Below are 26,391 nucleotides of genomic sequence, written 5' to 3'. Positions count from 1 at the left end.
TGATTCTCCTTAACCACGTTTCAGCAGCACTTGGCCGCCATGAGTGACAAGTAGTGCTTTTTGAATTTCTTCTTCAGGGTTAATTGCGAAGTTCTTTTCGCTATCAAACAGGGTTTCAATGAAATTCAAAACGTTACGTGCATACAGTGCCGACGCTTCAGTCGAAACTGTTGAAGGAATATTTGGAATACCGAGAATTTTCACGCCATTTGCAGTCACAACATTTTCGCCGCAAACAGAACCTTCAACGTTACCGCCAGTTTCAACCGCCATATCTAAAATGATTGAGCCTGGTTTCATTTTGGCAACGGTTTCTGCTTTGATTAAACGTGGTGCGTCACGACCCGGCAATAATGCAGTCGTAATCACGATGTCAGCATTCGATACGGCTTTATCAACAATAATCGCTTGGTCGCGAATGTAGTCTTCACCCGGCATCCAGCCATAACCATTTTTCGCAGCATCAGCTGCTTTTTGTTGCTCTTCTGGTGACATTGGTACGTCTAACCATTTACCACCCAAAGATTCAACTTGGTCACGTGCTGTAGGACGTAAGTCAGTTGCTTCAACTACGGCACCTAAACGTTTTGCTGTTGCAATAGCTTGTAAGCCTGCAACACCTACGCCCATGATCACAACACGTGCAGGTTTCACTGTACCTGCTGCTGTCATCAACATTGGGAACATACGTTGATATTCTGCCGCAGCCAAAAGCACAGATTTATAACCTGAAAGGTTGGCTTGAGATGAAAGTACGTCCATGTTTTGCGCACGAGATAGGGTTCGTGGCAAAAGTTCCAATGCAAATGCAGACACGTTTTGTGACGCAAATTGGTCAAGTTCGGTGTTGCGGTAAGGGTCAAACATCCCCACAACGGTGGTACCCGCTGTGAGTTTCTGAATTTCGTCACCTTTAGGCGCACGAACTTTCAAAATCATTTGACTACCGGTATAGGCATCATCCGTAATTTTGGCACCAACTTGTTCATAGGCACTATCGATGTAAGCAGCGTTTACCCCTGCTCCACGTTCAATAACGACGCTATGACCAGCGCTGATCAACTTCTTTACTGTTTCAGGCGTCGCAGCGACGCGATTTTCACCGACAACAGTTTCGGCTGGAATTCCGATCTGCATGAGCGTTCCTCAAGCTAATTTTTCTTAAGTAAACATCGCAATCCGCGATGTCTCCCCTCAGGATGTGTTTTTGTACAATTTTTGGATTCTAATTGAACTTTTTTAAAATACTACCCAATATTTATTTAATAAATACCCATATTTTGAACTCATGATTCATGAAAAGAATGGTGCGATATTTCATTTATTCAGTTTTATTTGTCGATTTATTACTCATTTTTATCCTATTTATAACTTTTTAATATTACTTAAGACTAAAAACATAAATAATTTCGCTGGTTTTAGTGCAGATTGTTTCAGTGCGTTGATCATTGTGACATTTTCATTCGACAACTAATGACCTGAACGTGTCGTGAAAAATCGACTTAAGTCAGGTAAAGCCACTCTTTCATGCAGACTGCATCAGCTCGTTGACTCATTTGACAGTTTTGACGTGCTGACCTGCATTGAAAACTGACTTTTTTCTGCCACAGTCTCGTCAAATCGGTCAGCTTGAATATCCGATGGATTTTTGCGCACGTTTCGGGTTTATTGAGATCTTGCTCTCCCCCACCTGATGCTTCGCCTTAACTTAGAATTGACGTTTTTAGCTAAAAAAATAATTTTTTGAATATTTAGCATCATGATATCGCTACTGACTTTCTATCCCAAAAAAACACTATTGCACCATTTATGTGCAATTTTCACCTTAAATGTTTCAGCCTGATATATTTGACCTCCCGAGTCATGTTGATATTAAAAAAGTCAAAACCAAATTGGTCATTTCTTCCGCTGTTTTTCATGTTTGATCTAGCAATCCCTTATGCATAAAGGAATAAGTACTATTCTTTTTTTGCATTTTTACTCACACGATGCATTTTTTATAATCAAAATGACAGTTCAAATTTATCGGAACAATGCTGTCGAATTCGTTCAGTCGTCATGAGGCACATCTTAACTTATGTCAAGAAACCTTAGTCCGCACTTCATCGGTGCAATTTTTGCGCTGATTGCTGCCTTCTTGTTTAGTACCAAAGCGATTTTTATTAAGCAAGCCTATGCACTTTCTCCTCTTGTCGATGCTACAGTCCTCATGGCTTTACGCATGATGAGTGCATTGCCGTTTTTCTTGGTCATTGCATGGCTGAGTCGATGTTCCTATCAAACGATTCAACGAAAAGATTGGGTGCTCTTGCTCATTTCCGGTTTAATCGGCTATTACTTTTCGAGTTGGCTCGACTTCCGTGGCTTGATGTATATCAGTGCTTCGCTTGAACGAATTATTCTTTTTCTGTACCCCACATTAACCGTGCTGGCTTCCGCTGTTTTATTCAAAAAGCCACTGAGTTTTAAAACCATCCTTGCCCTGATTTTAAGTTATGGCGGGACAGTTTTAGTGATGCTACAAGAACAAAGTGCCACACCACATGATCAGTACTTTTGGCTCGGATGTAGTTTGGTTTTTGCCAGTGCCGTGTTATTTGCGATTTATTTATTACTCACGCCAGGCCTCATGCAAAAGTTTGGTTCTTTACACTTTACTGGTCTAGCCCTGAGCATAGCCTGCGTTGGGACGATTATTCATTTTCTATTTGCAACACCGCAGCCCATTGCCTTGCTTCAACAACTCCCGAGTCAAGTCTGGCTGTATGGTTTAGCGCTCGGACTATTGGTTACCGTACTTCCAACCATTTTAATGATGCAAAGTATCGTCCGACTCGGGGCAGCACAATCGGCCATGATTGCCTCTATCGGGCCCATTTTAACGATTTTACTGGCCGTCGCGTTGTTGAATGAACATTTAAACCTATGGCAATGGGTCGGTTGCGGTCTGAATATGCTGGGTGTCTTGATGATCAGTCTCAGTAAGAAATCCTAAACCCGTACTTGGATACTATTCACAGAGAAACACTTTAAGACCTGTTTGATTTTCCTTATAGTGACCACAACAGCGTGGCAGCAAATTCTTTGCATACGCTTCCGCCCAATATCTGGACAATTTATGAAAGCCTCGATCGACATTAGCCATGATAAAACCCTGTTGTGGCTTATGGCTGCTGCATGTGGTTTATGTGCGGGTGCCAATTATTATTGCCAACCTTTAGTGGCCTCTATCCAACAAAGCTTTCAAATTCCACAATCAGAGGTGGCGCTAACCGTCACCTTTGCGCAAATTTCTTATGCTTTGGGTCTACTGTTTATTGTGCCGATTGGCGATATTGTGAATAAAGCCAAATTTATTCCATTACTCATGCTTGGTGCGACTGTGGGTTTAGCCCTCTGTGCTTTTTCGACCAATCTATACATGCTTTGGGCAGGAACCATTATCACGGGGCTATTTTCAGTGGCTGCTCAGGTCCTCATCCCTTTGGTCACGGTTGCAATACGACCTGAAAAAATTGGGGCTGTTGTTGGCTTTTTAATGAGTGGGTTATTGGTCGGTATTCTGTTATCGACCAGTCTCTCTGGCTTATTGTCCTATCTGTTTCATTGGAAATCGATTTACATCCTCAGTGCTCTCTTGATGTTGGTGTTAGCACTCTTACTCAAAAAACGTTTGCCCGTGGTCAGCATCACACGGATGCCCTATAGCCAAGTTTTCCAGTCCATGGGCGCATTACTCAAACATGAGCCACGGTTAATTTTCCGTTCTCTGATTGGGGGCTGTGTCTTTGCCGCGATGAGTATGCTGTTTTCCACCATTGCCATGTTACTGACTGAGCCACCTTTTCAATTAGCCGATGTTTGGGTTGGTGTTGTGACTTTAGTTGGTGTGTTTGGTGCGCTATCGACACAATGGATTGGGCGTTGGGCAGATTTGGGTTTTAATCGAAAATTAACTTGGCTCGGTTGCAGCATCTTAGCCCTCAGTTGGGGACTGCTGTACTTGGGTGGATCATCTCTTACTTTTTATATTTTGGGCTATGGTTTAATCAATCTAGGTTTGGCAATGGTGCATAGCTGTAATCAAAATATTATTTTCCAACTCAACCCGATTGCACGCTCTCGAATCAATTCAATTTACATGACTTTTTATTTTGTCGGTGGTGCATGTGGTTCAGCTTTGGGCGTATTTGCATGGCATCATGGCGGCTGGACCACCACCTGCATGACAGGGATTGCTTTAGTCATTGCTGCTGGATTTTTTGTATTGATCGATCAACTCTATACTGCGCGTCAACTAAAATATCCACAATGAAATGTATGGATCATTACTCTAAAGCCACATTACTGTGGCTTTAGTTTTTTTAAAATTAACTAACCTGCACTACGGGATAAAAGGGTTTGCCTAAATCCAAGGTTTCTGCATTTTCCAAAAGAACCACTATAAATACCGGTAAAAGTGCCGACAGTATTGTGCAGCCGTCTTGAAGCTGTTTCCGATTGACTGAACTTTTATAGGTCGCGCCGCCATGAACCATTTGATTGCGTAGCGTATACATGCGATTGAACAGCACCATTAAAATATCAACGGAATCTTTTTCTTTAAGCGCGTGCAGTACTTTTTGTTTTTCATGCGCCAAGCCCTCTTTGCATGCGTCATGGCTAATTTTTTGATTTTGATAATCCCAAAAACCTTGATAAACATAGGGATTATCTAAAAATAACCGTATCGGCTGGCTAAAACGCTCCCATAAAATATTATAGATTTTATGCTCTGCATCCTTTTGGCAAATCACATATAAAAACTGTCTTAAGCTTTGCTTGTCCTGCGCAATCTGTAAGTCTTGCGCATATATTGCGTTGAAGGACACCCACAAACTGATAAATTGCAAATCGAGATCATCTTGAAGATCAATCGACTTTTTCAGCCAACTTAAACCTCGATGAATGCGTAAATTAAATTGGTCGGTATTTTCCGACTTTTTACTTTTGAATATTTCTTCAAGTAGCATCATGCCTGCTAAATTCCAATGGATAATTCGTTTATTTTTCTACCATTTGAACTTAGCGCAATTGTTTACCGGCATGCAATCAAAATATCTCTGTATTCAACTATTTGGTTTCATCTTGTGTGAGATAGGTATAACGTTCTAACAGATCATTTTCATCAAAAATCAATTCATAAGACATTTTCTTTCCATTAAAAACGGATTCGGCAGGTGTTCCTAAAAGTTCCCATAACCCCACGGTCGCCACATCTGCTGCACCATGCCAAAACGCACGTCCGACTTTACTGGCAGTCGAATAACCTTGGGTAAAAGTATAAATTTCATAGCGTTTGCCATTTTTATATTCAGAGGTGATCGGTGCGCCAAATTCAGCAATCACCAAGTTACGAGATAGCCCTTGTTGAATCATTTCGGTATTTTTCTTGTTTGGCTGCTTGCTTGCCATGACAACTGAACAGCCTGTTGTGCCTGACAATGTAAAAACTAAAGCTAATCCTAAGCAGGTTTGTTTCATCATGTGGTATTCCCCAAATTCTTCACATTTCTATTTTTAATTTTTGATTTTCATCTGCTGTTGATCTTAATTGTTTATTTCATCTTTTTCATTTTTTTTATACGACTATTCGTCTGATTTTTAGAATGATTAGCGCCTGAAAGATTCACATTTATAAAGTTTCAGACTGAATAATGCTTTAAGTGAATTAATGTTCTGTTGGTGGCGATGTCGGTGGAACGAACCAGTTTTTCCAAGAACTACTGTGCCGAGTTTCAATTGCAACGGTAGGGATGAGCTCTTGCTTCAGCATTTTTTCTTGACCGACGGCTTTCGCCAACCGCGCTTTGACCGAGTGTATACACTCACGGTCTTCAAACTCACAGCGGTCAAGGTTGGAGCCACCACAGGGTCCATTGGCTAATCCTTTGGGACAGGTTTCAGGACAAATATATAAGGTTTCGCCTAAACGACATTGTCCACAACTTTCACAGCCCACAATGCCATGTTTACTAATAAATTCTGTTTTCAGCAAGGCCGCATCGGCTTTCGGTTTTTGCCATAATTTGGCCGAAAAAATATAAGATCCCGCTCCTTTGGCCAGTTTTGAACTAAAAAATAACTCATGCATGACATGCATACTTTTATATTTCAAAACCTGTTCAACTGGAGCCTTATGGTTATTTGCGCCCGTCGGCTGGAAGTTCACCTCAACACTAGAGCGCCAAAGCATTTTCCATTTTGCTAAACATTGTTCAAACGTTAATGTGGCAAATTGCAAAATTGCTTTTTGCAACTTCTCTTGTTCTTCCGCTTTATGACAGGCCGATAAATGAACCCCTGCATAGCCCAAATGCTGACACATTAATATTTGTAAAGCGCAGCGGGCATAGACATTTTGTTCAGCTTGTATGGCGTCAGTTTGCTGTTCTTGTTGCAAAAAATTTAATACATCTGCTGAAAGCACGATGCCTGCGACTTTTTGCTTGGCCATAAAGCGGGCACGGGTAAAGGTCAGCGGCATGACACAAGCCAATACAGGTACATGTGGATAGTATTGCTGCATATAGTGTTGGTAACCGCTCAACACATCCATGTCAAAGCCCAACTGTGTAATCACATAGTCAGCGCCAGCTTGAATTTTTTTATTCAGTTTAAAATACTGCGCATCCTTTTCTGCTTCTGCATATTTAAAAGGATTAAATGCTACCCCTAAATAAAACCCGCCAAAGTCTTTGGCTGCCATGACTTGATTGACCGACTCTAAATAGCGGCTCCGTAAGCTAGGATCATTTGCCCCATCCTGATGCTGCTTGAGTTTATCGCCACTGAGCAAGAGTAAATTCTCTACCCCGTGCTGCTGAGCATCTTTCAAAAAAGCTTGAAAATCTGAAATATCTCGGCCTTTCCCCGAATAATGCAGAATTTTTTCAATGCTTTGAGGGTAGTCTTGCATTGCTTCTAAAGGAGCAATATCCGTGTCACTTTGTACTCGGTCAGCCAATGTCATGCACACAGGAAAGCCTGCAAATGTCGTTGGGACACAATGCGGTTTTTGCGTCGTTAGATATTCAAACGAGATACAAAACTGGCGTTGCAATAGATATTGGGAAAATAAAGACATAAAGGCAGGCAGTTAAATCTGCTGAGAAACCATACAATAAAGTTTATAAAATTATAGATTAATCACATAAAAATTTAAATTACTTAAGCCATACTTCCGACTCTTTCTGGCCTGACCTTGAATATGACACGCTAGCAAGACCATGCCCCAAACCACAATTTATGCTAATATTGCGCGCGTCTTGAAATGCGGTTTTTTTCATCGTATTTCGGACTGCTTTTGTAATTTTTTCACCATTTTCCATTTCGTTCTTCCATCTTGTTCTTTTAAGGCGTGTTTTTTTGATGACTGATCTCCAACCCATTGAAAATAAACTTCAACCACGAATTAGTGTTGCGCCAATGATGGATTGGACGACTCGTGACTATCGTTTCTTTGCACGCTTGTTTAACCCCAATGTGATTCTCTACACCGAGATGGTCACCACAGGTGCGATTTTATTTGGCGGTGCCAATCGTCATTTGGACTATAACAACGAAGAACACCCGATTGTGTTACAACTTGGCGGTTCAAATCCTAAAGATTTAGCGACCTGTACCAAGATGGCACAGGACTGGGGCTATGATGAAGTGAACCTCAATGTCGGCTGCCCAAGTGACCGCGTTCAGAACAATAAAATTGGCGCATGCTTGATGGCAGAGCCTGATTTGGTGGCAGAATGTATTACTGAAATGCGAAATGCTGTTGATATTCCAGTGACCGTGAAACACCGCATCGGGATTGATGACATGCAGTCTTATGAAGAAATGCTGCATTTTGTTGATACGGTTGCAAAGACTGGCTGTAACAATTTTATCGTGCATGCTCGTATTGCCCTGCTGCAAGGTTTGTCGCCAAAAGAAAACCGTGATGTGCCACCTTTACGTTATGAAGATGTTTATCGTCTGAAACAAGAACGTCCAAATTTATTGATCGAAATTAATGGCGGAGTGAAAACCTTTGCTGAAACGCAGCAACATTTACAACATGTTGATGGCGTGATGATTGGCCGTGAGGCTTATCACAACCCATACTTATTGGCTGAGATCGGTCAGCTTTGGGATCTCGAATTACCTAACCGTTTCGATATTATCGATCAAATGCTGCCATATATTGCGAAACGCATGGAAGAAGGTGCACCTCTTTCTATCATTACCCGTCATATTTTAGGTTTATTCCAAAATCTACCAGGTGCTCGAAAATGGCGTCAGGCTTTAAGTGGTGGCAATGCCAAAACCTTTGCCGATGTGGAAAATGCCATCCAAAATATTAAAGATGCAATGCAACGTACAGAAGACTATTTACGTGATCATCCTAAAGTCGTTTTAGAAGATTAATCCTATAAAGTAAAAGCCCGCTATTTTGCGGGCTTTTTTATTCGTCATGCCTCACCAAGTACGTGTTTGGCAACATCGTCACAAATCATCAAAGCAATCACATCATCACTCAATGACTATTGACCGTAATGTTCCCCTTGGGAAAAGGCTCATCATAGCCAGTCCATTGATAATCTGATGGATCTTCTTCCTCACGTAAACCCACATAGCTCTCAGGCGCCGATGTAACAGGCTCAACCTCCTCGGTTGGCTGTTCCAATTCCTCAACCAAATGATTCAACTCTTGATCTAACTGCGCCTGATATTTTGCAATTTCAGCTTCGTCAATGAAGGCAAATTGTTCTTCATCTATTTTCCATGCATAACCTTGCAAATCTTTGTAAATATCGACCAAAACAGTATAAGGCTGACCATCGTATTGCAACGTCGCCTGAGCCTTAAAACTTAATCCCTTACGTTCTAATACTTTTATATTTTGAATCCGTAAATGGTACTGCCGATAATCTGGATTCTGATCAAACTCGTGCTGCATCTGCTGCTCAATCTGCCGAGATAATTCATCTGTCGAGACAAAATAACTACAACCAGCCAAACTCAACAGTAAAAAAATGGTGAGCCATCGAAACATATTGCATCCCCCATGATGCATTTATTCTTGATGAAAAAGTCAGACCGATCACAGATTGCGATCCAAACATTCCTCATTGTTTGCTTCATAATAGCCAATAAAACACACAGTACAAGCCAAATTATCAAGATTTCTCAATTTTATATTTAATTTTGATATCAATCACTTAAATTGCATTTTTGATGTTTTAAAACACTGACAGCCTTGGTCTTTTGCTGACATATTTTTGTTGAAAATGACCATTTTGGTAGTGGTTTCCTAGCCTTCATATTTTCAATATGAAATCGATCCTATTGTGATTTATTCAATATAAATCCTGAAATAAAACATCTTAAATGCGCCATAAAAATCCCCGAACAGTGCGGGGATTTTTAAGGCATCAACTGAAATTATTCATCGTCCGTTTCAGGCTCATGATGTAGCGCATCATGTATAGCTTCCACCAATTGCTGTGCAATTTCTTGTTTGGACGCTTTCTCTAAATCACGCTTTTCCATTTGATATTGATCGGCGAAGAACACGGTCATGGCGTTTTCATCAGAAGCAAAACCAATATCTTTACGTGAGACATCATTGCACGCAATCATATCGAGTTTTTTTGCCACAAGTTTACCTGCTGCATACTCTTCGACATTGCGTGTCTCAGCGGCAAATCCCACCATAAATGGACGTTTTGACTGCTGCGCAATCGTTGCAACGATATCTGGGTTTTTAATTAATGCCACATTGAGTTCATCGCCAGCTTTTTTGATTTTATGCTCTGCAACTTCTGCCACGCGATAATCGGCAACAGCTGCTGTTGCAATAAAAATATCACAGCCTTCATCCAGCATTTGCAGACTGGTCTCTAACATTTTAATTGCAGACTGCACATTAATCCGTCGTACACCATTTGGTGTATCTAAACTTACGGGTCCTGCGATCAGCGTTACTTTAGCTCCAGCTGCATAACAAGCCGCTGCCAGTGCAAAACCCATTTTACCTGTGCTGTGGTTGGAAATATAACGTACAGGATCTATCGACTCACGTGTAGGACCGGCTGTAATCGCCACATGTTTGCCTGCAAGCATGCCAAATTTTTCAGCAATAGCTCGCTGTGCTTGATGAAAATAGGCCGTCACTTGATCTGCTAGATCTTCAGGCTCAGGCATGCGTCCTAAGCCCACATCACCACAGGCTTGAGAACCGGCATCGGGCATGATCACATGTACGCCATCTTCAACCAGTGTATTTAAATTACGCTGTGTCGCTTTGGCTGCCCACATTTGCTGATTCATCGCAGGGGCAACCCAAACGGGTGCTTTTGTCGCAAGATAAAGTGTCGAAAGAAGATCATCTGCTAAACCCGCCGCAAATTTTGCCAGCGTGTCGCAACTTGCAGGAGCAACCAATACCAAATCAGCCCAACGTGCCAATTCAATATGCCCCATACCCGCTTCTGCTTCGGGATTGAGTAATTCGGTATGCACAGGGTTGCCTGAAAGCGCCTGAAACGTTAGCGGGGTCACAAAGGCTTGCGCGCCTTGAGTCATCACCACGCGCACATCAAATCCGGCATCTTTTAATCGACGGACAAGAATGGCACTTTTATAGGCTGCGATACCACCAGTGACACCTAAAAGAATATTTTTTGTGGGCATTACACTTAAATCAAAGCTCACGAACAGGCTACCTATCTGTTGCAGTGGCGCTCACAATAGCATTAAATATGCACTGACCCAACAATCTGCTGTGAAAAAGCCGATTGAATGATAATAAAAAAGTCTAAGAATAATGAATAATTCAATTAAAAATTGGCCTGAACAAGAACGCCCACGTGAGCGCCTGATTCAACAAGGCGCACAAAGTTTATCCGATGCTGAGCTACTGGCTATTTTCCTACGCTCTGGTTCCCAGCAGCACTCTGCTGTCGAACTCGCACGACTCCTGATCCAACATTTTGGTCAGTTGCAAGCGCTAATGAATGCGTCACTTGAGGATTTACGCCAGTTTCATGGCATCGGAAACAGTAAATATGCGCAGCTCATGGCGGTAAAAGAACTCGGTAAACGCTATGTGAGTCAACATTTTCAAAATGAAGCCTTGCACTTGCAACACTCTGAACAATTACAAAATTTTCTTCGCTTTGAATTTTTAGCGGAACGTCAAGAAGTCTTTGGCGTGCTCTGTCTAGATGCGCATTTAAGAAAAATAAACTTTAAAAAACTTTTTTATGGCAGCCTCAATACCTGTGAAATTTCCATCAATCAACTGCTGCGTTATGCCATTTCTGAACACGCCAGCAGTATCGTCATTGCACATAATCATCCTTTCGGTCGTGCAGAACCCTCTGCTGCCGATCTTGAATTGACTCGACTCATTCAGCAGGCTTGTCAGCTGGTGGAAATTCGACTGATCGATCATTGCATTATCTCAACAGAAGGGAGTTTTTCCTTTGCTGAACATGGCTTGCTCCAAGCACACTCATCTGCATGAAACAGTTATTGACAAGTGCTTGAGCAAACCCGAAGATCATCATAATTTTTTAAAACTAGAAATTATCATTCGAACATGATCGTCCGTGACCAACCGAGTATTTTTAAACTGCTATTTTCTTGGCGAGGAACGATTTTACCTAAGGTTTTACCACCGCTCGGGATCGTTATGTTGCTGTCTGCCATTGTGGGCGGCTTATCCTATGTCGATATCTTCCATTTTACCGAATTTCCTTTGGTCGGCTTTACCCTAATTGGTGTCGTGCTGTCGATTTTTTTAGGCTTTAAAAATTCAGCTTGCTATGACCGTTGGTGGGAAGCTCGGCGTTTATGGGGCATTTTGATTGCCAACGCGCGACATTTTGACCGTGACTGCCGTTTACTCAGTCAAGGTCGTCGTGAACGTGTGATTCAACATGTGATCGTCTTTGCCAACGTTTTACGTGACCGACTCCGCCATCAAACCGCCAATCCCACTGAACTGGTTGAAACCAGCGGCATGAGTGCGAATGCCATCACCCAGTTATACCAACAGGCCAATGCACCGCAGTACACGTTGAGTTTGATTCAATGGGAGCTAATGCAGGCGCTTAAAGATGGTGAAATTTCAGATATTATTTATACCCAGATGAATCAGCATGTGATGGAACTCAGCACCGTACAAACCGGCTGTGACCGGATTGCCACCACGCCATTACCGTTTGCGTATTCAGTCTTGCTGAATCGAACCGTTTATTTTTTCTGTTTTGTCTTACCCTTTAGCTTGGGTTCTACTTTAGGCCTTGCGACCCCCCTTTTGGTCGGGATTTTGGCCTATACCTTTTTAGGCTTAGATGCGCTGAGTTCAGAGATTGAAGAGCCCTTTGGTACACAAAGCAATGACCTTCCTTTGGACTCAATGGTTCGAACTATTGAAATTGAGCTACTTGGAACTTTAGGAAAACCCACCCCACCACCGATTCAAGCTAAAGATCATAATTTATTATAATTGGTATGCGTTTCGCCTGAATGCACGGATCGCATTCAGATCCATGATCCATACAACACCCATAATAAGGAAAAATCATGAAAATAAAAAAACGGATTTTCACTTATAAGCCACAACCGATTCTGCATCCTTGCAAAGCGCTTGCTGTGATTTTCATGTTCGTTGTGTTGCTGTTTAGCATCGCATTACTCCTAGCATGGCAAGGCATATTATTCACATCATGGCAAAGCAATTGGCAATTCTTATTCCTGATGAGTGCTCTATTGGTCATCAGTATATTTCGTGACAAATCGCAAAGAATCAAATTTCCATTTTGGATTCAACAGCATTTGATTGATCCCAAATTGGCTTTGGATTTAAAAGAACACGCCTTACGCAGTTCAGATGCTGTGATTGTGGATTATCGAGAGGTGCGTGAACATTGGTGGCAAGGCAAACAGCAACAATTGCTCTTAAAGCTCAATGAACTTGAAGAGGCGAAATGGTTTAGCGTCGATCTCCATCAAGTCTTTGCGAGTACTTTGTTTTTAAACATTCATGTGCAATTGAATTCTGCCCTCATTGGGCAACAGATTTGGGTGCATTATTTGGCACGTACGCGCACCATCGTGCAGTTATATGCGCATGATCAGCTTGATGATTTTCATCAAATGAAAAACTACTTTGCCATGCCCTATACGGGGAATATCTATTTTGAGCAGATTCCAACACGGCTTACGTTGGATTTACCTTATTTATCGGAAATTCATGCCGTTCGTGAAGAAGATCAACCCGGTTATCTCCTCAAACTGAAAACCAGTTATGGGCAGAGCTATCGTATCAGTTCACAGGCACGGCATTTTGATAAACTCAAATTGGCACTCTCAAGCGCCATTGATTTTATTCCTTATCGCAATTTTAAACATCAACCTACCATGCAATCTGCCTTGCTGACCAAGAGGCATCCTCAACGCGTGACACGTCTACTGTTGTGCATAATCGCCATCAGTGTTTTTATCATCGCGTTTTTGTTCAAGGCATGGTTCTGGGCATGCGTTGCCGTGGGCTGCCTCTATCTGCTTTACCGTAACATTCAGTATTATCGAACTTCACCGTTTATCGAAGATCCTGATGTCAATGTGACTTAAAACTGTCCCAGATTCCAACTTGCCCCTCTTTCACTCGAGGGATGTTGCCGAGTTTAATCCACGGCATATTGTCACCATGAAAATCACTCCCAACAGAAACTTTCAAGTTAAAGGCAGCAATCATGCGATCTACCATTTGACGAGTCGATAATGGCTCAATTGCCGGTGGTAATTCCACTGCATCACCGCCCGCTTCAGCAAAGATTTCAATCAAATAACGAATATTGGTCGCAGATAAATCATAACGCGTTGGATGCGCCAACACTGCAAAGCCACCACTGGCATGAATCACCTCAATGGTCTCAACAAGACTTGGACCTTCAAATTTTACAAAAGCTTTTTTGCCTTCTTTAATATATTTATCAAAAGCTTGTTGTGGACGTGAAACTACCCCCTTTTCCACCAAAGTTTTGGCAATATGAGTACGTGTTACCCGATCTGGTATATGGTCAACCTTGGCAATCACATCGCTATAAATATCTTGACCAATTAACGGTATCAGTAAGTCACAAATCTGCCGAGCACGTTCCGCTCGAATACGCTTTTGATCCATCAATAAGGCTTGTAAGGGCGCAGGATTTTGCATATTTAAAGCGACAATATGTACACCATAACTTTTTTTGGTCGCAGGTCTCGACCACTGACTGGAAATCTCCACGCCAGAGATTAATTGCAAGTTTAATTCATGCGCAACCTGCTCTGCAGCCAACAATCCGTCCATCGTATCGTGATCAGTCAAAGCCAGCGTATGAATTCCAATAGCACTTGCGGCCTGCACCAAAGCCTCTGGTGACAAAGTACCATCAGAAATATTACTGTGTGTATGTAAATCTACGCCTTGCATCTCTATACTATGTCATTTATTTGATCAGATTTAGATACTCTAACATGAAAGCACTTTTAGACTTTGTGCCACTCATTATTTTCTTTTATTTATATAAAACTGTAGATCCAAAAGATACGCAGCACCCATTATTACAATTGATTGGTTCTGCTGGGGGTGTCGATAACAATAACATTCTTGTGGCAACATCAGGCCTCATCATTTCCATGCTTGTGGTTTATGGTGCATTGTTTGTCATGCAAAAATTCCGTCTAGATAAACAACAATGGATTGTGTTGTTCATGACCGTGATTTTTGGTGGTATTACCCTGATGCTAAGCGATGATTTTTATATTCGTTTAAAAGCCGTTTTACTGAACTTAGTTTTTGCTGGGGCGTTTTTACTTTCTCCACTATTTAGTAAAGATAAGAAACCACTCATCGAACGTTTATTTGGTCCAGTCTTAAATTTAACCGCTGTCGGTTGGAAACGATTGAACTATGCATGGGCTGCAATGTTCGTGGTAATGTCATGTTTACACACCTTTTTCGCTTATTTGTTTGCAGACGGAAAATATTGGGGTGAATTCACTGCTTTTGGTGACATGATCGTGATGTTTTCCTTTATCATTATTCAGTTTATTGTATTACGTAAATACTTTAAGACCTCAGAATAATCCATTCGGTCAAAAATCAGGAAAAGTCATGCCATTATTCGTCGTAAGCTGTACAGATAATGAAGGTACAGTGGAAAAGCGCCTTGCGGTTCGTCCTCAACATCTTGAACGTCTACAAAAACTTGATGATGAAGGTCGTCTGATTGTTGCAGGTGCGATGCCTAAAGATCCGGCAAACCCGCAAGCTGGTTTTTATGGCAGTACGATCATTGTCGATTTTGATAGTCGTGAAGCCCTAGACCAATGGTTGGCAGATGAACCTTTCCTCAAAGAAGGGGTTTATGGCCAAATTGATGTCAAACCATTTAACAAAGCATTTCCTAAAGGATAAGGTTCATGCGCGTCGTTGTTTCTAGTTTACTGGGCTTATCTTTAATTTGTTCAACTGCATGGGCTGAAGAACCGGCTCCTGCACCTGCTGTAGCCCCTGCTGCTCAAGCAACGACTGCAACACCTCCTCCCAATCCTGTGCCGCATACCATTCCTGCCAATAAACCGGGCATCATTAAAGTGGCGGCAACCGTCAATCCCAATGGTCAACCTCAAGATGCAAATCCATTGACCATTGAGCAATTGGCAAAAAATAAAGCGCTGCAAGATGCCAAAGTCAAAGCGATGGTCAAAGACCAATCAGTACGCTTACAACAGTTAGAAAAAGCTAACCTTGAAGCCTTGGCGCAAAACCAAGAATTACAACTTAAAAATGATAGCTTGGGCGTACAAGTACAAGTGCTGCAAAGTGAACGTAGCGCGCAGATGTTTTTATACGGCGGGACCACACTTGGTGTTGGCGTGATTTTAGGTTTCTTGTTGGCCAGTTACGTCTATACCAAACGTCGTCGTCAATGGTAATTCATTTTTCTACTTCAATTTAAAGGTTGCTTGAGTTTTGTCAGGTGCAATTCAGACTGCCGATCTCGATTGGCAAATGATCGATGGCATTGATATTCCAGTGTCTAAACAGTTTGGTGATGTGTATTTTTCGAAGGACAATGGCCTACTCGAAACACGTCATGTGTTTTTAAAAGGGAATGACCTCGACACTCGCCTTGCGGCACTGACTGATTTTGAATATTTCAGTGTCGGCGAAACAGGTTTTGGTACAGGCTTAAATATTTTGGCCTTGTGGCAATTATGGCAACAGGTTCGTCCAGATAATCACAGTCATCTGCATGCTATTTCTGTAGAAAAATTCCCTTTATCTAAAGCAGACCTCATTCGTGCATTAAATGCATGGCCTGAATTACAACCTTTGGCACAGCAACTGATTGCGCAATATCCTGAACCCATTGCGGGATGTCATCGACTCAATTTTCCAGAAGAACGTTTTTCAATTGATCTTTGGTTAGGCGATGCACACGACGTTTTTCCCGTCATGGCAAAAACTGCTACGGTCAATGCATGGTTCTTGGACGGTTTTGCACCCGCCTGTAATCCTGACATGTGGGAAGAAAACGTACTCAAAAATATCGTGCGTCTATCAGACATTGGGACGACCTTCTCCTCATTTAGTGTGGCAGGTGTACTCAAACGCGGCTTACGTGAGCATGGTATTACCATTACACGACCACGTGGCTTTGCGCATAAGCGTGAAATGCTCAAAGCTTTTTGGCTCGCACCTGAAAAGTTAGATGATCAATCCGTAGTTGCTGACATACCCACCTTAGACGAAAAAAAAAATTCTGAAATCACTGTAGGTCATAAGCCCCGTCAAATCGCGATTATTGGCGCTGGCATAGCTGGTTTGAGCTGTGCTTGGGCATTTGCTCAACGCGGGCATCAAGTGCGTATTTACGAGAAATCAGCACCACTCAGCGGTGGATCGGGTAATCCTCTTGCCCTACTCAACCCTAAACTCTGTCCAATTGAACAAAGTGCTGAACATTTGATGACCTTGAGTTGGTTATATGCGCTCAAGCATTATCAAAACTTCAAGGCATTTCGTCCCTTACAGATTCACCAATCTATTTTAAAAAATAAAGCAGAACACCTAGATTTAGCTCAAGCTTATCCTTCAGAGGTATTAGCTGCTGAAGAAGGCACGCTAAATCAATTAGCCTCAACATATCCAACCTTGCTCTTAAAACAAGCAGGCGCAGTCAGTCCACATCAGCTTCGTGACCAAATCTTGGCGCATCCACACATTGAATTGTTACAAGCAGATATTCAACGCATTGAGCAACAACAAAATGGCGTTGCGCTATTTACAATGGATCAGCAGCTTCCATCTGCCGAGCATGTCATTCTCTGTGCGGCACGTGACAGTATGCGGCTACAAACAGATTATCCAGAGCTGCGTGCCATTCGTGGACAAGTCAGTTGGTTGAACAACCCCGCTCAACAAATGGATATGCATACCGCCTATAGTTATGGGGGCTATTGTATGCAACTGGATGCCGAACAGATGATTATGGGCGCGTCATTTTATCCCGGCCGTGATGACACCGACGTTCTCACTGAAGATCATGTGCATAACTATGAACTTATCCACAGTGTGTTCCCTGACTTTGCAAAAACCTTAGCACCGATTGAGCAATGGCAAGGACGTGCCGCAATTCGCGCACAGACAAAAGACTTTTTCCCGGTAATTGGTGCAGTCCATGAAGATCAGCAAATTTATAGCTGTAGTGGACTCGGTTCTAAAGGCTTCCTGTATGCCCCGCTCTGTAGTGAAATCATTGCCGCGCTGGTCTTAAAAGAAGCCTGCCCTATTCCAACACAGCTACTCGATAAAATTCATGCAGCACGTTTTATACGACGCGCCAAAGCCAAACAAAAAACTAAGAAGCCTTATTTTCAGGGTCAGATGCCGTCATCTCCACCTCAAAAAAAATAACCTGCAATAAAAAAGCGCCTTTCGGCGCTTTTTTTGATTCGATCTCATTTCCCTTGTTCCAAAGGAAGACCGGCATCACGAGCAGCACGCGTGCCGCCCATTAAGATTACATATTCACGTGAGCTGTCAAAACCCTCTAGTAACTCTGCTGCACGTGGAGCTTTACTTCCGCCACCACATAAAATGTAAATGGGTTGATCCGTTGACACCTGAGTCAGTGCATCTGATGACAATGCGTTGATCGGTCGGTTAACCGCACCTTTAACATGTGCTTCAGCATAAGCACTTGCATCGCGAACATCCCAGATAATCGAGTCTTCTGGGAACTCAAATGTTGTAATTTCTTGTTTACGGATCATTGCGCACTCCTTTTGATGTAAACAACACTTGGCAAATGAAGAAAACATCCCTAGCATCTCAGATATTCTTTCCCTTTGTAAAGGTCTAATCTATGCCTTCTTTTGATATTGTTTCCGAATTAGAAGTTTTTGAAGTAAATCATGCAGTTCAAAACACGCAAAAAGAAATAGCGACGCGTTTTGACTTCCGTGGTCAAGACGTTTCAATTGAGTTAAATGAGAAAAATAAGGAAATCAAAATCTCAACAGAAAGCGATTTCCAATGTGAACAAGTGTATACCATGCTCGAAAATCATTTCTTCAAACGTAAAGTAGACATTCAAGCATTGGATCCACAAAAAATGACAGCTTCTGGTAAAAACGTCATTCAAGTGATCAAACTGAAAGACGGTCTTGACTCTGATACTGCAAAAAAAATCAATAAAGCCATTAAAGAAAGCGGCATTAAAGTGCAATCTTCTATTCAAGGCGACAAAATTCGTGTGACTGACAAGAAGCGTGACACTTTGCAACAAGTGATGGCGTTCTTAAAAGAGCAACAGTTTGGTGTGCCGCTTCAATTTAACAACTTTAAAGATTAAGGCAGCACAACTGCCATTGAGGTCAATATGGCACGTCCAAATCGTTTAAATAAACTGGTCAAAGCAAGCTCTAAATTACCGAAGGGTCTTCAGAGTCGTTTGCTCAGTCAAGCATTTGGTCGCGTCGTGCCTATGGTCGGTACCGCTAAAATTCGTTATCAACATGTCAGCCCTGAGCGTGTTGAGGTGAGCATCGCCAATCATAAGGCGATGCAAAACCATATCGGGCAAGTACATGCCTGTGCCATGGCGCTGATCGCAGAAACAGCCACAGGCTTTGTCACAGCAATGAACGTCCCAGACAGTGCCATTGTCCTGATTAAAAGCTTCAAAGTTGATTTTAAACGTCCAACCCAAGGTGGGATGAAAGCCATCGCAACGCTTACACCCGAACAGCAACGACAAATGCAAAGTACAGAAAAAGGTGAAACCGTAGTACAGGTCTTCGTCACCGATGAATCTGGTGAAGCACCGATTCAATGTGAAATGCTTTGGGCGTGGGTGGCAAAATCCGCTCTGAAAAATAAATAAATGTAAATAAAACTTACTTTTAGGTAAGTATAAGTTTTACCAAATTTCAGCAAAATCAAGACTGTTTTTTACTATTTATACGCCGTAATTCCGCTCAATATGCTTGCACGACACAAATATATTGAGCACTTTATGAAAAAAATCATTCCCCTTTCACTCATCAGCCTGGCGGTGTTTTTAACTGCATGTCAAAGTACTATTCCTGCAACGCCAACGACTCCAAATCAAGCGGCTGATAGCAATATTCAAACCAGCCAAGCAGCGGAAAATAAGAAAATCGTGATTGATTTTTATGAAGGTGTCTTTCTTAAACATCAGGTTAAGACATATGCTGACCGATATATTGGCAATCAATATATTCAACATAATCCGCATGTACCTGATGGCAAAGCGCCATTTGTCGATTACTTCACCCAATATTTTAAACAGAATCCTGAAGCAAAAAACCAGATCAAACGTGCCGCTGCCGAAGGTGATTTGGTCTATTTACATGTGCACTCTACGCAAAATAAGCAAGACCGTGGAGAAGCCATTATTGATATCTTCCGTGTTGAAAATGGCAAGATCATCGAACATTGGGATGTGCAACAGAGCATTCCTGAAACCAGTGCCAATTCAAATACAATGTTCTAAGTTTTAATTCGTGATTAATAAAAAAGCCACTCGATTGAGCGGCTTTTTATTGCATCTAACTTTAATTAAGCTTGATCAGCAGCAAATTTAGCTTTTGCATCCGCAGGAATTTGACGTTTAGCACCTTTCACATCCACAGCGACAAATGTAAACACACCTTCGGTTACGCGAATTGGATCACGTGAGCTGTCATGGCTATCCCAAACTTCAATCTGCATTTGGATAGAGGTATTACCCACTTTTAAAATTTTGGTATATACACTGATGACATCCCCGACTTTCACAGGAACGAGGAAGGTCATTTGGTTAATTGAAATCGTTGCACAGCGTCCTTGACTGAAACGCTCTGCGTGAATTGCACCGGCCAAGTCCATTTGTGACACGATCCAACCACCGAAAACATCACCACTCCAGTTGGTGTCTGCAGGCATCGCGATGGTTTGTAGGGAAAGCGTTCCTTCAGGTTTTACATGAGTTTCTGACACTTTAGCTCCTGGCGCTGACATTTATTGAGGTAGATTTAATTGCTGGTTGAGCCATTGTTGTAACTCACCAGCACGCATTGCACCACTTATTCTAGCAATTTCGTTGGTTTTATTCATCAAAACCAGTGTAGGAATACTACGAACATTAAATGCACCGCTCAATCGAGGGTTTGCTTCGGTATCAATTTTGGCAAAAACCACCTTCGGATTTGATTTTGCAACTTGTGCAAAGTGTGGCGCCATCATCTTACATGGTCCACACCACTCAGCCCATAAATCGATCAGCACAGGTAAATCACTATTGCTAATAAAATTTGCAAAGTTCTTTTCATTCAACTCGATGGGCGCCAATGGAATCAATGCTTGGTGACATTGACCACATGCAGGTCCAACTTCGAGTTTTTCTTCAGGTACACGGTTTTTTGCACCACATTCAGGACACACAACGATCATTTAGCTGACTCCAACATGTTGATGTAAAAATTCTAATTGGGTTGCCATGGCTTTTTCAAACCATTGCCCGTGATAAATATCAAAATGTTGCATTTCCCACTCATAATACTGCACATACGGTGCAATATTGGTCGCAGTTTCTCGGCTTGATTCGATGGGAATCAAACTATCTTCTTTGGCTGCAATAAAAAGTACTGGTATGCTAATTTTACGGACATCCAATATTGGGCGATAACGGATTAACTTAAAAAAGGCCCGAGCCGGAATTTCGCCACTCCAATAAAAATCAGGATTTACAATCGATAAATAGCCCGCATAACTGTCTTCAGACTGTAAAAAACACAATCGATGCGGATCAACTACGGGTAAAGTCGTTGGGCTCATCCCAACTTTAGAGCCCATATAGTCCTGACTCGATAATTTTAACGCTTTGGGTAATTGCTGTAAGGGATACAATTTTGCACTTTCAGCGCCATCGACAAATGGAACTTGTACCATCACCGCTTTAATATTTTTAAGCTCTGCCGCCAAACTGAGTACATAACCACCACTCAGCGATGTTCCCCATAATACAATGCGCCTTGAATCAATCGATTTACGCTGCTGTAAATGATCGATCATGGTCCGCCAATCTTCAAGTTGAGCTTTAAGGTTCACTAATTCTCTCGGACGCCCCGTGCTACCCCCCCAATAGCGATAGTCAAACAACACGACAGCATAGCCCGCTTGTACAAAGCGCTTGGCATATTGCACTAATTTAAACTGGCGTAATGCCGCCAAACCATGTGCCATGAGAATGACTGCAGGTTTTTCAACAGATTTTGGACGATAAAAGTCAGCAGCTATAACATCTTGTCCGCTTTTGACATACAGTGGTTCGACTGTATAGGCGTGCATACGCGCTCCATTGCGTTATTTTATGGTTGTAATCGCTTATAAAAATTTAAGAACATTCTGCTCAAGTTTGTGCTTAATGCTATCATAAAGCATAAATCTATGAATTAAATTATGGAGTGACTCAATGAGCGAAAATGTTGGTTTTGCAGGTCAAATCGGCCCAGAACATGTAGCGCAAGTGGTTGAAAAAGGCTTTAAATCGATTATCAATAACCGCCCTGACATGGAAGGTGGTCCTGAGCAACCAACCAGTGCTCAAATTGAAGAAGCAGCTCGTACCGCTGGTTTAGACTATGTTCATCAACCTGTTGTTGCAGGTCAAATTTCTGAGCTAGATGTCCGTAACTTTGCTAATCATTTTAATGAATTGCCAAAGCCAGTGCTCATGTTCTGCCGTACAGGTAACCGTTCAAACAACCTGTATCAACTAGCAAAACAGATGGATCTTTTGGATGACTAAGGCTTTCATTCAAAAAGCTTTATTGATCGCAACATGCATCTTTTCGGCACCCACATTTGCTGATAATAACAGTCAGCCCTTAAATGCAAATTTAAGTGTCTCTGGACAAATGACCACAGATAAGTTTTCGAGTTTACTCAAACAACTTAAATTTAAATCTGTGATTGTGAACCGACCAGATAATGAGGCGGGCAATGAAGTGACTGTTTTACAGTTACGTGGCATTGCGGAAACGTCTCATGTGAGTGTTGTGTATCAACCTGTGCAAAGCGGTAAAATTTCTCAAACAGACGTGAAGGAATTTGCCAAATACTATAATGAGCTTCCTAAACCCATTTTGATGATTTGTCGTAGTGGTTCACGTTCGACAGCTCTTTTCAATCAAGCTAAGGCTCAAGGTTTGCTCAATGACTAAATTCGTGTTTACCGTTTTATTTACAACGTTGTTGCTAACAGGGTGTAATTCTATGAATGTACGTCCAACCGTTGGTGTAAGTGTCGGGACTGCACTTTGAATTGAACAGTCCCTACAATAAAAAACAGCGCCGAAGCGCTGTTTTTTTAATTTAGTAAATTAGCCCACGGTTTTTGGTAGCTACAACTACCTACACCATATGGACTTGAATCAAATGGTTGCGATGCCGCTGATTCTAAATCAGCTTTTAATGGATTCAATGGGTAAAGCATCGTTGATTCAACTGTTTTTCCACTTACTGTTGTTGAAGCTTTAATTTGGACGGTTTGCCAACCTGCATAACGACGTAAGTAGTTAACTTTAAAGTCAAATGAACCTGTAGCAGTCGTTGTATAACTAAATTCATTTATCGCAGAATCATCAACTTTATCCCTATTTACTAAACTTGTTGCAAGCGATGAAGTAGTCGGATTTGTCACTGCCGAACATAACAAGTACGTTCTTGGTTCAATTTCATAGCGTGCAATTAAAGATTTATTAGATTCAAGTTCAACGATATCATTTTGTGCTTTTGACAAATCTATTTTTTTTGCATTAATTTCTGCTTGTAATTTTGCTTTGTTCTCTTTTGCATTCAGATCGCTATCATCAATTAAGCTCAAATCACCTTCTAAAGATTGAATATCAATATTGAGTTGATTAACTTTAGTATTTAAAGGCTTAATTTTATTAACATCTATATTCAAAAGATCTGTAGATCTTATTTTTTCAAGCTCAGAATTTTGAACGTAACGACCAATTGCACCAGAGATAATATTAATAGACATCGTCACTTTTTGATTTGATAAAGGCTTACCGTCAATATCAACAACTTGTGCAGAAATATCCTCAGTATAGAAAGTTTTTTCTGAATTAGTACTTAGTACACCAGCATTACCAAAAGTAATATTACCTACAGGAACTAACGTATCACCGGCAATCACATCCAGTTTAATCGGCTTAACCACTTTATTGTTATTGGGGTCTACAATTATCGCTTCAAAATTAATACCACTATTAATTAAAGATGTAGCCAGTTGCCCAGTCGCTAAAGGCAAACGTATAGTAAATACTGCATTACCAAGATTATCGGTAATTAGTGTTGAAGAACCATCAATTGAAACACGATTATTTGCATAATCTAAAATACTGAGTGTTACTGATTTACCAGCCAAAGAACCACCATTGGTATCCAAAGCTTTAACTGTAATCGTTGCCGTATCACCTTTTACAGAAAGTAAATTCTTATTCGTTTGAATAGCTAAATCATATAATGGTTTCTCAGCTTCGCTTTCAACTACACTTACATATGTATCAGATATTTTTTTCTTTTCAGCATTTAATAAATTAATAGAAATACCGTTTGTTAATAGTGATGTATTTGTAGAAGCACCCAGTTTAATCGTGTAAATGACATATCCATTTGCATCCGTTGTTTGATCCGCACTACCATCGATAGATACTCCTAAATCTTTAGCATTCACTAATTGTAATGTAACAGGTTCATTTTCAGCAGCACCACCTGTTTCAGAATCTAGAACTTGTACAGTTAAAACGATCGTATCACCTGATAACAACATAGCAGTTTTTGATGCTTTAAAGTTTGCATACAAATCTTTTGTTTCTTCTACAGGGGGAGTAGTAGTATCACCACCATTGTTACTATTATTTCCATTTCCATTTCCGTTATTTACAGTATCGCCTTGGTTAAAATAGCCATCGCTGCCGCCTCCACCACAACTTGCAAGTAAAATAGATAGTGCAATCGCAGAAAGCTTCAATGACGTTTGTTTATTTAGCATGAATTTCCCCTAGAACCCTCAATGTATATAGAGTTGTTATAAATATTTATTGGGTGCTATGTAACCATAGTTATAGCTTTATGTAAATAAAAGGAAGACAAATGTTTGTTGTGGTAAATTCTCTATAAATAGGAGTCTATATGTACGATATCATTATTATTGGCGCTGGAACTGCAGGTATATCAGCTTATAAAGAAGCGATAAAAAAAACACAGAATATTCTTATCATTAATGATGGTCCTTGGGACACCACCTGTGCACGGGTCGGTTGCATGCCAAGTAAAATACTTATCTCTACTGCCAACCGTATGCACGAAATTGGACATGCAGATAATTTAGGCCTTGATGTCAAAAGTGAAATTGATACCTCTAGAGTCATGCAACATGTTCAAACCTTACGTGATCGTTTTACACGAGCCACTTTAAAAGATGTTGAAAGTTGGCCAAACCAACATAAAATATCAGGAAAAGCTGAATTTATTGATTCCAATACCATTCAAGTAAATAGTCAAACATTTCAAGCCAAATCATTTATCCTTGCAGTAGGTACAACGCCTGCTATAGATACAGAACAAAAACAAATATTAGGCGATAAATTAATTACGTCCGATCAGATATTCGAATTAGAACAACTACCAAAATCTGTCGCAGTTATTGGAAGTGGCGTGATCGCTTTAGAATTGGCTCAGGCTTTAACACGCCTCAATGTAAACACTACTGTTTTTGCACGTAGTCGAAAAATTGGCTCATTGACTAGCCCCATATTACAAAAGCTCGCACAGGAAGAGTTAAGTAAAGAATTAAAGCTAAAGTTTGAAATTTTACCTGAACATTACTCTCTTGAAGGCGATCTAGTTCATTTAACCTATACTGAAGAAAACTTACAAAAGTCGTTACAAGTTGACTATGTTTTAGCTGCAACTGGCAGACGTACATTATTAAATACCTTAGGTTTAGAACGTATAAGTGCAGAATTTAAAGATATTAAAAATTTACCGATCAATCCGGATACAAAGCAACTAGCTGATTATCCAATTTTTATAGTCGGTGATGCACATACCAATACCCCTATCCAACACGAAGCAGCTCATGAAGGTAAATTTACAGTACAAAACTGTTTAAACTTTCCACAAATTAAATCCATCAAGACGCTACCCCCTTTAGGCATCTTATTTTCTACACCACAAATGGCAACTATTGGTCAAGGCTATAAGCAACTACAAGATAAAAACACAGAATTCGTCATTGGTTTCGTTTCTTACGAAAGACAAGGGCGTGCGATTGTTGCTGCTAAAAATAAAGGGGCTGCCGAAGTATATGTGGATACAATTAACCATACACTATTAGGAGCTGAGCTATTCTGTGCAGAAGCTGAACATTTAGCACATTTGCTAGCTTGGATGATTTCAGAAGAACTAAGCATACATGAAATTTTGGATAAACCTTTCTATCATCCAACTTTAGAAGAAGGGTTAAGAACAGCATTAAAGCATGCACGACGTCAGTTAAGATAATTTTATCATTCTATGTAAACTTATAGCGTTGGATATCCAACGCTTAATTTCCGTATCCCCCTCTATCTTTTTCCTTTCCCTTTTTCCCCGCACATAAAAAAAACACCCCCTGACATATCAGGGGGTGTTTTCGAATAATGAGCTGGCGATGACTTACTCTCACATGGGTAACCCCACACTACCATCAGCGCTAAGAGGTTTCACTTCTGAGTTCGGGAAGGGATCAG

General features: G+C 41.1%; 28 protein-coding genes and 1 rRNA gene. 16 read left to right on the top strand and 13 right to left on the bottom strand.

Annotated elements, in window-relative coordinates; translation table 11 throughout:
* Positions 1 to 9 precede the first annotated feature (9 nt).
* Positions 10 to 1,137: a Re/Si-specific NAD(P)(+) transhydrogenase subunit alpha gene (locus AC25JC_RS10570; RefSeq protein WP_111885447.1), complete on the bottom strand. Its 1,128-nt coding sequence runs from the start codon at positions 1,135 to 1,137 to the stop codon at positions 10 to 12.
* 940 nt (positions 1,138 to 2,077) lie between these two features.
* Here AC25JC_RS10570 and AC25JC_RS10565 point away from each other — a divergent pair.
* Positions 2,078 to 2,995: a DMT family transporter gene (locus AC25JC_RS10565; protein WP_486923993.1), complete on the top strand. Its 918-nt coding sequence runs from the start codon at positions 2,078 to 2,080 to the stop codon at positions 2,993 to 2,995.
* A 123-nt stretch (positions 2,996 to 3,118) separates the two neighbouring features.
* A complete protein-coding gene (locus tag AC25JC_RS10560) occupies positions 3,119 to 4,315 on the top strand; it encodes an MFS transporter (protein ID WP_486923992.1) in 1,197 nt (398 codons plus the stop codon).
* Between the two features lie 55 nt (positions 4,316 to 4,370).
* Here the strand turns inward: AC25JC_RS10560 and AC25JC_RS10555 are convergent, their stop codons facing one another.
* The 3 genes from AC25JC_RS10555 to AC25JC_RS10545 all read right to left on the bottom strand — a co-directional run bounded on the left by AC25JC_RS10555 (position 4,371) and on the right by AC25JC_RS10545 (position 7,126).
* Entirely contained in the window at positions 4,371 to 5,015 is a 645-nt protein-coding gene (locus AC25JC_RS10555; RefSeq protein ID WP_486923991.1) for a hypothetical protein, read from the bottom strand.
* 97 nt (positions 5,016 to 5,112) lie between these two features.
* Positions 5,113 to 5,523: a hypothetical protein gene (locus tag AC25JC_RS10550; RefSeq protein ID WP_078194214.1), complete on the bottom strand. Its 411-nt coding sequence runs from the start codon at positions 5,521 to 5,523 to the stop codon at positions 5,113 to 5,115.
* Positions 5,524 to 5,710: 187 nt separating this feature from the next.
* Positions 5,711 to 7,126, bottom strand: a complete 1,416-nt coding sequence (locus AC25JC_RS10545) for a methylenetetrahydrofolate reductase C-terminal domain-containing protein (protein ID WP_486923990.1) — start codon at positions 7,124 to 7,126, stop codon at positions 5,711 to 5,713.
* 284 nt (positions 7,127 to 7,410) lie between these two features.
* On the opposite strand from AC25JC_RS10545, the gene dusA reads away from it, so the two are divergent.
* Positions 7,411 to 8,442, top strand: coding sequence for a tRNA dihydrouridine(20/20a) synthase DusA (gene dusA / locus AC25JC_RS10540; RefSeq protein ID WP_180024574.1), 1,032 nt, complete (start codon positions 7,411 to 7,413; stop codon positions 8,440 to 8,442).
* Between the two features lie 109 nt (positions 8,443 to 8,551).
* Here dusA and AC25JC_RS10535 read toward each other — a convergent pair whose 3' ends face one another.
* Positions 8,552 to 9,070 carry an Asp-tRNA(Asn)/Glu-tRNA(Gln) amidotransferase subunit GatC gene (locus tag AC25JC_RS10535; protein ID WP_180026766.1) on the bottom strand — a complete coding sequence of 173 codons (519 nt, stop codon included), beginning with the start codon at positions 9,068 to 9,070 and terminating at the stop codon, positions 8,552 to 8,554.
* Positions 9,071 to 9,459: 389 nt separating this feature from the next.
* A complete protein-coding gene (gene coaBC, locus AC25JC_RS10530; RefSeq protein WP_078191307.1) occupies positions 9,460 to 10,731 on the bottom strand; it encodes a bifunctional phosphopantothenoylcysteine decarboxylase/phosphopantothenate--cysteine ligase CoaBC in 1,272 nt (423 codons plus the stop codon).
* Positions 10,732 to 10,843: 112 nt separating this feature from the next.
* On the opposite strand from coaBC, the gene radC reads away from it, so the two are divergent.
* The 3 genes from radC (at position 10,844) to AC25JC_RS10515 (ending at position 13,659) form a co-directional block, all read left to right on the top strand.
* On the top strand, positions 10,844 to 11,545 hold the full coding sequence (gene radC / locus AC25JC_RS10525; protein WP_180116424.1) for a RadC family protein: 702 nt from the start codon (positions 10,844 to 10,846) through the stop codon (positions 11,543 to 11,545).
* A gap of 75 nt (positions 11,546 to 11,620) precedes the next feature.
* Entirely contained in the window at positions 11,621 to 12,532 is a 912-nt protein-coding gene (locus tag AC25JC_RS10520; RefSeq protein WP_078191309.1) for a bestrophin family protein, read from the top strand.
* A 77-nt stretch (positions 12,533 to 12,609) separates the two neighbouring features.
* Positions 12,610 to 13,659, top strand: a complete 1,050-nt coding sequence (locus AC25JC_RS10515; protein WP_486923989.1) for a hypothetical protein — start codon at positions 12,610 to 12,612, stop codon at positions 13,657 to 13,659.
* On the opposite strand, the gene AC25JC_RS10510 is transcribed toward AC25JC_RS10515, so the two are convergent.
* A complete protein-coding gene (locus tag AC25JC_RS10510) occupies positions 13,646 to 14,503 on the bottom strand; it encodes a PHP domain-containing protein (RefSeq protein WP_180085581.1) in 858 nt (285 codons plus the stop codon). The genes AC25JC_RS10515 and AC25JC_RS10510 overlap by 14 nt on opposite strands.
* A gap of 44 nt (positions 14,504 to 14,547) precedes the next feature.
* Here AC25JC_RS10510 and AC25JC_RS10505 point away from each other — a divergent pair, with 44 nt between their 5' ends.
* The 4 genes from AC25JC_RS10505 to mnmC are packed head-to-tail and all read left to right on the top strand — an operon-like array spanning position 14,548 to position 17,995.
* A complete protein-coding gene (locus AC25JC_RS10505) occupies positions 14,548 to 15,159 on the top strand; it encodes an inner membrane-spanning protein YciB (RefSeq protein ID WP_078191311.1) in 612 nt (203 codons plus the stop codon).
* A gap of 28 nt (positions 15,160 to 15,187) precedes the next feature.
* Positions 15,188 to 15,490 carry a YciI family protein gene (locus tag AC25JC_RS10500; protein WP_078191312.1) on the top strand — a complete coding sequence of 101 codons (303 nt, stop codon included), beginning with the start codon at positions 15,188 to 15,190 and terminating at the stop codon, positions 15,488 to 15,490.
* A gap of 5 nt (positions 15,491 to 15,495) precedes the next feature.
* Complete coding sequence (locus AC25JC_RS10495; protein ID WP_078191313.1) at positions 15,496 to 16,011, top strand: SH3 domain-containing protein; 516 nt, start codon at positions 15,496 to 15,498, stop codon at positions 16,009 to 16,011.
* Positions 16,012 to 16,048: 37 nt separating this feature from the next.
* A complete protein-coding gene (gene mnmC / locus AC25JC_RS10490; RefSeq protein ID WP_486923988.1) occupies positions 16,049 to 17,995 on the top strand; it encodes a bifunctional tRNA (5-methylaminomethyl-2-thiouridine)(34)-methyltransferase MnmC2/FAD-dependent 5-carboxymethylaminomethyl-2-thiouridine(34) oxidoreductase MnmC1 in 1,947 nt (648 codons plus the stop codon).
* 44 nt (positions 17,996 to 18,039) lie between these two features.
* Here the strand turns inward: mnmC and AC25JC_RS10485 are convergent, their stop codons facing one another.
* Complete coding sequence (locus AC25JC_RS10485) at positions 18,040 to 18,354, bottom strand: rhodanese-like domain-containing protein (protein ID WP_078194202.1); 315 nt, start codon at positions 18,352 to 18,354, stop codon at positions 18,040 to 18,042.
* Positions 18,355 to 18,446: 92 nt separating this feature from the next.
* Here AC25JC_RS10485 and AC25JC_RS10480 point away from each other — a divergent pair, with 92 nt between their 5' ends.
* The 3 genes from AC25JC_RS10480 to AC25JC_RS10470 all read left to right on the top strand — a co-directional run bounded on the left by AC25JC_RS10480 (position 18,447) and on the right by AC25JC_RS10470 (position 20,099).
* Positions 18,447 to 18,935 (top strand): YajQ family cyclic di-GMP-binding protein, encoded by a 489-nt coding sequence (locus AC25JC_RS10480; protein ID WP_078194203.1) that lies wholly within the window; start codon positions 18,447 to 18,449, stop codon positions 18,933 to 18,935.
* A 27-nt stretch (positions 18,936 to 18,962) separates the two neighbouring features.
* Complete coding sequence (locus tag AC25JC_RS10475; RefSeq protein ID WP_249708746.1) at positions 18,963 to 19,466, top strand: DUF4442 domain-containing protein; 504 nt, start codon at positions 18,963 to 18,965, stop codon at positions 19,464 to 19,466.
* 132 nt (positions 19,467 to 19,598) lie between these two features.
* Positions 19,599 to 20,099, top strand: coding sequence for an ester cyclase (locus AC25JC_RS10470; RefSeq protein ID WP_249708747.1), 501 nt, complete (start codon positions 19,599 to 19,601; stop codon positions 20,097 to 20,099).
* Positions 20,100 to 20,164: 65 nt separating this feature from the next.
* On the opposite strand, the gene AC25JC_RS10465 is transcribed toward AC25JC_RS10470, so the two are convergent.
* The 3 genes from AC25JC_RS10465 to AC25JC_RS10455 are packed head-to-tail and all read right to left on the bottom strand — an operon-like array spanning position 20,165 to position 21,934.
* Positions 20,165 to 20,584 carry an acyl-CoA thioesterase gene (locus AC25JC_RS10465; protein WP_078191328.1) on the bottom strand — a complete coding sequence of 140 codons (420 nt, stop codon included), beginning with the start codon at positions 20,582 to 20,584 and terminating at the stop codon, positions 20,165 to 20,167.
* 21 nt (positions 20,585 to 20,605) lie between these two features.
* Positions 20,606 to 21,037 carry a thioredoxin TrxC gene (gene trxC / locus AC25JC_RS10460; protein WP_078191319.1) on the bottom strand — a complete coding sequence of 144 codons (432 nt, stop codon included), beginning with the start codon at positions 21,035 to 21,037 and terminating at the stop codon, positions 20,606 to 20,608.
* On the bottom strand, positions 21,038 to 21,934 hold the full coding sequence (locus tag AC25JC_RS10455) for an alpha/beta hydrolase (protein ID WP_078191320.1): 897 nt from the start codon (positions 21,932 to 21,934) through the stop codon (positions 21,038 to 21,040).
* Between the two features lie 124 nt (positions 21,935 to 22,058).
* Here AC25JC_RS10455 and AC25JC_RS10450 point away from each other — a divergent pair, with 124 nt between their 5' ends.
* Positions 22,059 to 22,394: a protein tyrosine phosphatase family protein gene (locus AC25JC_RS10450; RefSeq protein WP_111885430.1), complete on the top strand. Its 336-nt coding sequence runs from the start codon at positions 22,059 to 22,061 to the stop codon at positions 22,392 to 22,394.
* Entirely contained in the window at positions 22,387 to 22,809 is a 423-nt protein-coding gene (locus AC25JC_RS10445) for a protein tyrosine phosphatase family protein (protein WP_180153130.1), read from the top strand. Before AC25JC_RS10450 ends, AC25JC_RS10445 begins: the two co-directional genes overlap by 8 nt.
* 146 nt (positions 22,810 to 22,955) lie before the next feature.
* Here AC25JC_RS10445 and AC25JC_RS10440 read toward each other — a convergent pair whose 3' ends face one another.
* Positions 22,956 to 24,650, bottom strand: a complete 1,695-nt coding sequence (locus AC25JC_RS10440; protein ID WP_180026776.1) for a hypothetical protein — start codon at positions 24,648 to 24,650, stop codon at positions 22,956 to 22,958.
* Between the two features lie 140 nt (positions 24,651 to 24,790).
* On the opposite strand from AC25JC_RS10440, the gene AC25JC_RS10435 reads away from it, so the two are divergent.
* On the top strand, positions 24,791 to 26,164 hold the full coding sequence (locus AC25JC_RS10435) for a dihydrolipoyl dehydrogenase (RefSeq protein ID WP_180116432.1): 1,374 nt from the start codon (positions 24,791 to 24,793) through the stop codon (positions 26,162 to 26,164).
* A 140-nt stretch (positions 26,165 to 26,304) separates the two neighbouring features.
* On the opposite strand, the gene rrf is transcribed toward AC25JC_RS10435, so the two are convergent.
* A 5S ribosomal RNA gene (gene rrf / locus AC25JC_RS10430) occupies positions 26,305 to 26,391 on the bottom strand; the annotation flags it as partial.

It is taken from the genome of Acinetobacter sp. P37 (assembly GCF_057480965.1).
This window is presented reverse-complemented; position numbering and strand designations above follow the sequence as displayed.